The following is a 9,125-nucleotide window of genomic DNA, read 5'->3' on the forward strand; positions in this document are numbered from 1 at the left end:
GCCGCTTGTTGCTCCTGGGCGAGCCGCTTTTACAGGCATCTGATTATGATCATTCAACTAAGGCAGCCGCGACTTTTTCCAAAGCCTGAGTTGCTGCAAGCGGTAAGCGATCATACCCGTCAGCCACTGTTGCTTTATCGGCTAAAAATGTCAAGCGATCATCCAATCGTTGCCGTAATAAGGCCCGATAAGCCGAATTGCTAAAGTCCACCGCAAAATTTGGCAGGCTCAAATAGCGCATGGCAGGCAATGGACCAAATGGTTTAAACGCCGCCGTCCCATCCACAATCGCGGCAATCGCATCCAATGTATCGCTTGGTTTGACTTTTTGTCCCTGGAAAAAACCGGTATTAAGAATGTAACAAGCCATGCCGCGTTGCTGGAACAAATCATAGAAATCCTGATAATCCTCTCCCAGCGGATAACTACGAAAAGGATTGGCAAACGGTTCAATGACCAACTGTTCCCGATCGACATCGGCACGCACATTTTCGGCTGTGGAGCGTTTAGTGGCCAAAGTTGCCCCAAAAGCTGCGGCTAAGCTTGGATCCTCCACTTTGACAACCGGCGGCAAAGCGTCATCTTTCATGATCCAGAAAATGGCGTCAACGCTCTCCACCAAATGATCCACCCGATTAGGCGTCACATAACGCGATTTAACGGTCCGACCATTCCCGTTACGAATATCTTGGGTCACCAACGTCTTCTTACCGTGATCATCCAGCGTAACGCCAACATTTTGAACCGTTAGAAAATAACGCGTATTCGGGTCGCTCATTGGATAATCCTGGGTTTTATCAAAATATGCCGGTTCAAGCGCGGTGGTCGCACCGGTCTGCCGATCAATGACAAACGCATCATCGTGTAACACCTTAACCGGATACCGGTCACCATGACTGGTCAGGGTGATGGTGGACTTGCCGGAGCCTGACAAGCCAAACGCTGCCATCGTGAAGGTACCATCTTGCCGCTGATACTGCTTCATCCCGCCATGACAGGCAACAAACCCGTTTCGATGCGCTGTTGCCCAAGCCAGTGTCAGCGTTCCCTTCTTCAATTCGCCAAAATACCGCAAGCCTAAAATAATGGCGGCATTATGCAACGGATCAAAAATTGCCAAGCCGTCCGGATAATCCGGATGATGCCAGTCAGGATCAGCATAAAGATAAAGATCATCTTCTGGAAGCGGCCGCGACTGCTCATATTGCTGCGTTGCTTCAGGCGTTTTAATCTGAAAGTTCAGCAAATAAGTGTAAAGGTTGTTGGCGTAGGTTTCCGGCACCATCAAATGCGCCTCAACTGCGAAATCAGCCGACAAGCCAACAACCACATGTCCACTCAAAAATGATTTGCGTGTACCTGCAAAGACCGCCTCGCGTGCAATTTTCGTCAGCTCAGCAGTATCAACCCCGGGCTGGCCGATGATACGACGTGCGGCTGCCGTGCGCCCCACCACCTGTCCGTCATTTGCAACCAGAACTCGGGCATCTTCAGGCAATCCAAGCTCACTGGCATGTTGAACCGGCAAATCGGTTACGATGACACCAGGTGCTTTTTTAGCCAACGCATAGGCTGCTGCAATCGTCGTCACCGCCTGAACATTGTTACCATAAAAAGCCGTTTCGACCGTTGCCTTGAGCGCGGAAAAATAGCCGCTTGTTGCTGTCACATCACTGACTGGAAACTTCTGCTTACTCGTCATGGTTGCATCCCCCTAACCGCTCGGATTCTCCTCAAAATTCACCAAAAGAAAAACCCGAACTTCATCCATTTGAAAAGGCTTTCACAACCTGATTATACAGACTTGTCGCAAACAACGCGAATTTTAAAATAGCCGCTGCAGCTAAAAATTAAGCCGTAAGCATCACCCAACAACCGTTACGGGTAGGGTTGGATAAATCCCGTCGCCTAAGCTTTACGCTGCTTGTTGGCCTGCATCACTTTAGCATGATCAATTAAAGGACAGCCAATATCTTCACACTGACTGCAGCCGCCTGCTTTATTTTTACGGAAAAAGGTCCGGTACAAAACCACTGCAATCGTCAACACAACTAAGCTACCAATTATCCATGTTGCCATGTTCAAGACTCCTCGTATATTTAAATTACAACCAAGTTTTCTATCATGACTGGTTCAATAGCTCGCAGCCATTGCCGATACTGGGCGCTTGAGCCACAAACCGTAAATGATGAGTCCTGCTGCAAGCCCTACTAATACGATGCTCAACCCACCTGCTTGGCCAGTGAAAATCAGGCTGCTTTGATAAACCAACATGGTCAATAAGTACGCCACCCCGGTTTGATAGCCAACAGCCCACCATGTCCACCGCGCATCGCCAAATTCTTTATACATCGTTCCAATAGCCGCAAAACATGGCGCGCACAACAGGTTAAACATCAAAAATGCATACCCTGCCATCGCTGGATAAGTCGCGCATAACGTCTGGGAAAAGCTCCCGGAACCACTAGCACCAAAACTAATGTGCAGGGTTCCGACGCAATTTTCTTTTGCAATCAAGCCGGCTAATGTAGCGACCGTTGCATGCCAATCACCAAAACCCAATGGCGCAAACAGCGGTGCCAATATGCCGCCGATTGCTCGTAGCATACTGTGATTTTCCGAAACCATCTGCAAAGTGAAATTAAAGTTCGACAAAAACCACAACAAGACACATGACAGAAAAATAATCGTTCCAGCCTTATGCACAAATGCCCGTGCGCGCGACATCACACTGCGATAAAGGTTGGTCAGCCGAGGCAAATGATACGCCGGCAACTCCATCACAAACGGTGCAGGCGGGCCGGCAAATAAAGCCGTTTTCTTTAAGAAGATGCCGGAACAAACAACCGCGACAATCCCCATGAAGTACGCTGACGGCGCCACCCAGCTATTGTTGGGGAAAAATGTGCCGCTCACCAATGCGATCACGGTTAATTTTGCCGAACATGGCATAAACGTGGTCAACATGATACTCATGCGTCGATCCTTTTCACTTTCAATGGTTCTGGTCGCCATAATTCCCGGAACGCCGCAGCCAGTCGCAATCAGGATCGGAATAAAACTTTTTCCGCTTAAATTGAAACGTCGGAACAACCGATCCATCACAAAAGCAATGCGCGCCATATAGCCACAGTCTTCAAGGATGCCCAGACACAAAAACAACATGATAATCTGAGGCAAGAACCCCAAGACCGACCCAATGCCACCGATTAAACCATCCACGATTAAACCGGATAACCACGGTGCAACTGCCCAGCTTTTCAACGTCCCGCCGACCACACTCGGAAGCCAGCTGCCAAACACCGTATCATTCAGATAATCGCTGCCAATGGTTCCAATCGTCTGAATTGAAAGATAATAAACCGCCCACATAACGACAACAAAGATCGGTAAAGCCAGATAGCGATTCGTCACAATCCGATCAATCCGATCACTCATCGACATCACAAAATCATCTTGATCAACCACACACATGGCAATCACCCGCGCAATGAAGTCATATCGTGCGTTGACAATGATGCTGTCACTGGCGTCTTCAAAAATATGCTCCGCCGTATGTAAAATCTCCGTGACCTGTTTTTGCTCTGCAGGTGAAAAAGCCAATTTTTCCATGACTTGCGGATCGTTTTCAAAAATCTTGATTGCATACCACCGCACCCGTTCTTGGGGAACACGATCGCCAATAACTTCTGCCAACATCGTTAAGGCTGATTCGAGTCGCGGATCGTACTCGGGAAACGTATACGGCTTCGGTAGCGGTGCTTGGATGGTCTGAACCAATTCCTGCAATGCAGCGGTTTTAGTTGCATTCGTGCCAATAACGGGTACTTGGAGTGCATAACTTAATTTTTTCAAATTAATGCTGCGATGGCCGTTTTTTTCCAGCACATCCATCATGTTCAGCGCCACAATCAACGGCCGACCAGTCTCCATCACTTGCAACGTTAAATACAGGTTACGTTCAAGATTGGTGGCATCAACGACATTTATCACCAGATCCGGTTGATTGTCGAGTAAAAAATCGCGGGTCACAATTTCTTCGCTGCTGTATGGCGACAAGGAATACGTTCCTGGTAAGTCCTCTAGCACCAAGGCATGATTGGCTTTAAGCCGGCCTGATTTGCGTTCGACGGTTACGCCGGGCCAATTACCAATATGCTGTTTAGAACCGGTCAGCGCATTAAACAAAGTTGTTTTACCACTGTTAGGATTTCCTACGAGTGCTAAAGTTTCATGCATGTCCATCGGCACCCACCTCCGTTACGAGCACATGAGCTGCATCTTGCTTGCGAATACTCAGCTTATAACCGCGAACCGCAAGCTCAATCGGATCACCTAAAGGCGCAATTTGGTGAATCTTAACCAGTGTTCCCTTTGTCAATCCCATATCCATCAAGCGATGACGCAACGGGGGATCACCCTTAATCGTGCGAATCAGGCCCACTTGATTCAAAGCTAACTCCCCCAACGCAACAGCAGGCTGATGGTCATCCATGGCAAACGGCTGCACCACGAGTAAACCGGCAATCTCATCACTAATCGCCAATCGCTGTCCTTGGAAAAAAATAACCAACCCGGTAGCTTTATTTGCAGGCTGCACCACCGTCAGCTTCTTAACAATCGCAAGTCCCATTTCAGCAAGATGGCGCCGCAAAGCAGCACTCCCCCCGACACTCATCAATAGATAAGCCCCGGACTGATTAACATCAAGCAATGCCTGCATATAAACCACCTCCAAAAATGAGTGAGCGCGACCCAGCGCGGTTAGGGATCGGAGTGTAAGCGGCCGCCTTTGACCATTGCGTACGAGGCCTTCCACGCAAACTCCTGCGTCCGGAAACCTGTTCCACCTGTTCCAGAATCAAACGACCATCAACAAAGCTCATCGTCATACAAAGCCAACATTTTCGCCAATCGAACTCGTTTATTTCTTTACTTTGATTTCGCTAAAACCGCTTTAGCAACTGTCGCAACGTAATGCAGTTGCCCCTCAGTTGTCGGATGGGTTTTATCCGCTGTAAGCCAATTATCGTGTCCCGCCGAAGCAGCATACCAATCGACAATATGTAAATTCGAATAACGTTTTGCCATTTTCACAAGATCACGATTAACTTCATTTGTCCACTTGGCATCTGAACGAACATTGATCCAATACACCTGTCGCTTACTGCCAATACTGGTCATAATTGACTGAAAAGCTTCATCTGTAAACGTACCATTCGTACCCAACCCAATAATAACCGTATCGGCTAATCTACCAGACGCCGCGAGTGACTTAAAAAGCTCTGGCGCCTGATAAATTTGCCGGCTAACCGTTGCGTCCAGATCAACCTTGGGGAAGATTTCTTTATACAGATAAGCGCTACCCAGCATCACTGAATCCCCGACTGCTGTGATCGGCATCTGTTTAGCGACTTGAACCTGATGATAACTAAGTCCTTCATCAGCAAAATCTTTATAAACCGGGTCTTCTGCCTTTCGGGATGACGCCTCGGCTTGACTGGCTTTGGCAACCGAGCGTGAACGCGCAACCGAACGCGCTTTAACCCGCGATGATGAGGCTGCCTGCTGCGCCCTTGCTTGCGCCTGCTGGTTAAGTCCAAACCAGATACCTCCAGCGATCAAGACCACAGCTAGTAAGACAACCGGCCAAAGCCACCCTTTTGTTAAACGTGTTCTTTGTCTATGCATCTCGCACCCCTTCGATCATTTTGTTACCGTTTGATCATAGCATATATAAGCGCCTAACAGGGTCGAAAATTGTATCGAAAAAAGGACTTTTAGACTCTGGCACTTTTAGAATTCGGCTACATTTAACGTCTCAAATAGAAGCAGCTATCTACGGTTTTTTTGGCACGTTTTACCTTAAGAACTGATATACTAAAAAGCAACTAGCTGGTTAACAGTTAGCACTCGTTTTTAAAAATGGAGATGACCAGCGTGACAAAAACACTATATTTGATTGGCGGACCTATGGGGGCCGGTAAGACAGCCGTTAGCGAACAACTGGTTAAGCGGTTGCCTCAAGCGGTGATGCTAGACGGTGACTGGTGTTGGGCAATGGATCCATTTGTGGTGAATGATGCGACCAAAGCGATGGTAATGGATAATATCCACCATTTACTGAACGCGTTTATTCAAGCACCGGACTTGATTAATATTGTGTTTTGCTGGGTAATGGACGAACAAGAAATCATTGATGATGTTTTGGGTGGTTTGATGCTGAAAAATGTTCAAGTGGTAAATGTATCGCTGATGCCCAGTGCAGAGAAATTAAAGCGAAATATTACTGCTGATATTCACGCTGGCATTCGAACGGCGGATGCTATTCCGAAGGCCATTGCGCGATTGCCAAAGTATACAACCGTCAATAGCACTAAGTTGGATACAACGGCTCTTGTCCCCGCCCAAACTGCGGCAATGATCAGCAAACTATCCCATTAAGCTGATTCCTGCTGTAGTGATCGCCGAATGTAAGGTCAAACTGATTTATAGCCTTGTACAAAACTTTTGTGGCATTTTAGAATCTTTTCTAAATTCGCAAACGTCTCTGTAGAATCTGAAAAATCTAAAATAATTTTGTCGCACAAAAAGTCTTTACAGCGCAATACTGCTCCTGTATAATCTTACTTGTTGTTCAGCGATGGCCCGTTGGTCAAGTGGTTAAGACACCGCCCTTTCACGGCGGTAACATGGGTTCAAATCCCGTACGGGTCATTATGCCGGCTTAGCTCAGTTGGTAGAGCATCGGTATCGTAAACCGAGGGTCAGGTGTTCGAGTCACCTAGCCGGCATCATACAACTTAAATCGCAGATGCACTGGTAAAACCAGTACGTCTGCGATTTTTTTAATCAAGTTCTGATCCGGAAAACCATCATTTTTGCGCCAATGGCCGTTTAATTTTCAAAAAGACCACTATTAAGGGCTTACAAGGTGGTATGAGTCATCACCAATTTCACAAAAACAAATCAGTCTGAATGCGGATTAGTTCTATATATTGATGTCAATTGTCTTTACCGTTGTATTGTTAACTTTCTAGTATTTAAACAAATTTGCGGAAAAAGATGACTAACTTTAGACTTGTTTAATTGTCTATCTACTTTTAGTAAGTGTATCATAAACAATGAAACGACTCGCCACGAAAGGATGTTGTGATACATGAAAATTGCGATTATTGGTGCTACCGGCAATGCGGGGTCGGCTATTTTTAAAGAAGCCTTGAAACGCGGCCATCAGGTGACTGGCTATGTTCGCCACCCAGACAAGGGAGTTGGCATCTTACCACCAGACGCGGAATTAATACAGCAAGACGCGTTTACACTTACGCACAACGAATTACAAAATTATGATGTTGTCGTCGATGCTTTTGGCACCACCGTGGACCAAGCCTATCTGCACATCGACTTGGCCGACCACCTGATTCATGAACTGCGCGAGACTACTTCCCCACGCATCGTTTTTATTCTCGGTGCTGGCAGCCTAGAAACTGACGGAGGACGTCTCTATGACTTGTTAAAGAAAGACCCCCACGCTCCTTCCTTCATCAACACGCCTAAGAATCAGCTCAGAGAATATCAGTTGTTGCAATGGACTGACAACGTTAACTGGCTGGGTATTTCACCAAGTATGATTTTTCAACATGGCCCGGCAACCGAATACGTGCGCGGCGACAATACCCTTTTAAAAGACAGTCAGGGAAAGTCGGTATTAAATAGCGGCACATTAGCAGTAGCACTGCTGGATGAATTAGAGCAGCCAACGATTAAGCAAGCACGCTTTACTGCCCGCAATGCTTGATAAGTGATTTTCAAGTTCAAAAAGGATGAGGATCAATTGATACAAGTCAGACTAACTGTTCATTATATTGATGAAAACGGTAAAGCACTAGGTCCGGATAATCACTTAATGAACTCGAGAGACCATCATTTTCGCCTAACCGCACCGCCATTGATTGGCTATGATTTTCAAAAAGCAATCCTTCCTAATGGCCAACATGTTAAGGATCCGACTGTGGCTGGCACCATGAGCGGCGAAACCCCGGAGCTTACCTTTGTCTATACAACCGCCGACTCGCTCATCCACCAACCTAAGCCAGCCACACTTGTGATTAAATACCTTGATAGTCACCAAAAACCGCTTCGTGATGTGCAAGTTCTACACACCAAAACCGGTCATCAATTCAAGCTTACCGCACCGAACTTTTCAGGGTTTCATTATCACCACGCATTGCTTCCCGGAGGTATGGTGATGTCCGATAAAACTGTCACAGGACGATTAATCCGATCACATAACGAGCTGATTTTTACGTACCAGCCAACCTAAGGCAACAATTCCAATAAAATAGCTTCGATCTGACTGTTAATCTGTCATGATCGAAGCTATTTTATGTTATTGCTGGCCCGTTAAGATACTCTGCAATGAACTCGTATCACCTTGTTGTTGCAATGACTTGGCATCTTGATAGGCCTGATAATAATCACCAGAAGCAATTGCCTGGCGAATCGGTGTCACCGACTGTTCTTTAAAGAGGACAGTTGCAGCTAACTTTGCTTGATCCTGATTAACACCCGTCGCCTTTTGAAGCAATGTAGCCGCCTGGTCCTGATCCTGCGCAGCTTTCATAATCGTACTCATTTTCGTTTCTTTTATCGTATCAGCTGCTCGCTGTAAAACAGCATCTGTTGCCGGGTTGCCGGTTTTTTGAGCAGTAATACCTGACACAATCCGTGCTTTAACTGCACTGTCAGCTGGTGTGTCGTTACCAGTGACATTGCGAATCGTGTTATTAATCTGCGGAAAGAAAAAGATCCCGCACACAGCCATTAGTACAATAAGACCCGCGACAATCGAAAAAATTTTCAAGCCACGATGACGATGCTTTTTCTGCTGACGTATTTGCAATCGTTTATCCAAAAATGACACTCCCTTCACTTACAAGGACTCATATTAACATGATGCCAATTCACGCAGAGGCGGTCAAGCTAGTGAACTTTAGTAGCCACTCGTTGTTAAATTTCCCGACTCGGAATCATAGGTTAATGCAAGCCAAAGTCACGAGACCATTTACCCTTCTGAAAATAATATAGAAAAAAGGCATCCACTCATTGATGGATGCCTTTATGAG

The 9,125-nt window shown here is 46.5% G+C and carries 9 protein-coding genes and 2 tRNA genes; 5 read left to right on the forward strand and 6 right to left on the reverse strand.

Annotated elements, in window-relative coordinates; genetic code table 11:
* Positions 1-49: 49 nt before the first annotated feature.
* The 5 genes from ACWP87_RS07205 to ACWP87_RS07225 all read right to left on the reverse strand — a co-directional run bounded on the left by ACWP87_RS07205 (position 50) and on the right by ACWP87_RS07225 (position 5,691).
* Positions 50-1,702 carry a phosphoenolpyruvate carboxykinase (ATP) gene (locus tag ACWP87_RS07205; protein ID WP_005687703.1) on the reverse strand — a complete coding sequence of 551 codons (1,653 nt, stop codon included), beginning with the start codon at positions 1,700-1,702 and terminating at the stop codon, positions 50-52.
* 206 nt (positions 1,703-1,908) lie between these two features.
* Complete coding sequence (locus ACWP87_RS07210; protein WP_005687701.1) at positions 1,909-2,079, reverse strand: FeoB-associated Cys-rich membrane protein; 171 nt, start codon at positions 2,077-2,079, stop codon at positions 1,909-1,911.
* Positions 2,080-2,133: 54 nt separating this feature from the next.
* A complete protein-coding gene (feoB, locus tag ACWP87_RS07215; protein WP_005687698.1) occupies positions 2,134-4,245 on the reverse strand; it encodes a ferrous iron transport protein B in 2,112 nt (703 codons plus the stop codon).
* Positions 4,232-4,723 (reverse strand): ferrous iron transport protein A, encoded by a 492-nt coding sequence (locus ACWP87_RS07220; RefSeq protein WP_031541745.1) that lies wholly within the window; start codon positions 4,721-4,723, stop codon positions 4,232-4,234. Before ACWP87_RS07220 ends, feoB begins: the two co-directional genes overlap by 14 nt.
* A gap of 209 nt (positions 4,724-4,932) precedes the next feature.
* A complete protein-coding gene (locus ACWP87_RS07225) occupies positions 4,933-5,691 on the reverse strand; it encodes an SGNH/GDSL hydrolase family protein (protein WP_005687695.1) in 759 nt (252 codons plus the stop codon).
* 234 nt (positions 5,692-5,925) lie between these two features.
* Here ACWP87_RS07225 and ACWP87_RS07230 point away from each other — a divergent pair, with 234 nt between their 5' ends.
* The 5 genes from ACWP87_RS07230 (at position 5,926) to ACWP87_RS07250 (ending at position 8,323) form a co-directional block, all read left to right on the forward strand.
* Entirely contained in the window at positions 5,926-6,444 is a 519-nt protein-coding gene (locus ACWP87_RS07230) for an AAA family ATPase (RefSeq protein ID WP_005689944.1), read from the forward strand.
* 201 nt (positions 6,445-6,645) lie between these two features.
* A tRNA-Glu gene (locus ACWP87_RS07235) sits at positions 6,646-6,717 on the forward strand.
* Positions 6,718-6,721: 4 nt separating this feature from the next.
* Positions 6,722-6,794, forward strand: a tRNA-Thr gene (locus tag ACWP87_RS07240).
* Positions 6,795-7,159: 365 nt separating this feature from the next.
* Entirely contained in the window at positions 7,160-7,798 is a 639-nt protein-coding gene (locus ACWP87_RS07245) for an NAD(P)-dependent oxidoreductase (RefSeq protein ID WP_005687692.1), read from the forward strand.
* A gap of 36 nt (positions 7,799-7,834) precedes the next feature.
* Positions 7,835-8,323, forward strand: coding sequence for a MucBP domain-containing protein (locus ACWP87_RS07250; protein ID WP_005687691.1), 489 nt, complete (start codon positions 7,835-7,837; stop codon positions 8,321-8,323).
* A gap of 66 nt (positions 8,324-8,389) precedes the next feature.
* On the opposite strand, the gene ACWP87_RS07255 is transcribed toward ACWP87_RS07250, so the two are convergent.
* The gene (locus ACWP87_RS07255) at positions 8,390-8,914 is read right to left on the reverse strand and encodes a hypothetical protein (RefSeq protein WP_005687690.1); all 525 of its coding nucleotides are present in this window, start codon (positions 8,912-8,914) and stop codon (positions 8,390-8,392) included.
* Positions 8,915-9,125 lie beyond the last annotated feature (211 nt).

The organism is Lacticaseibacillus sp. 22 (assembly GCF_055413445.1).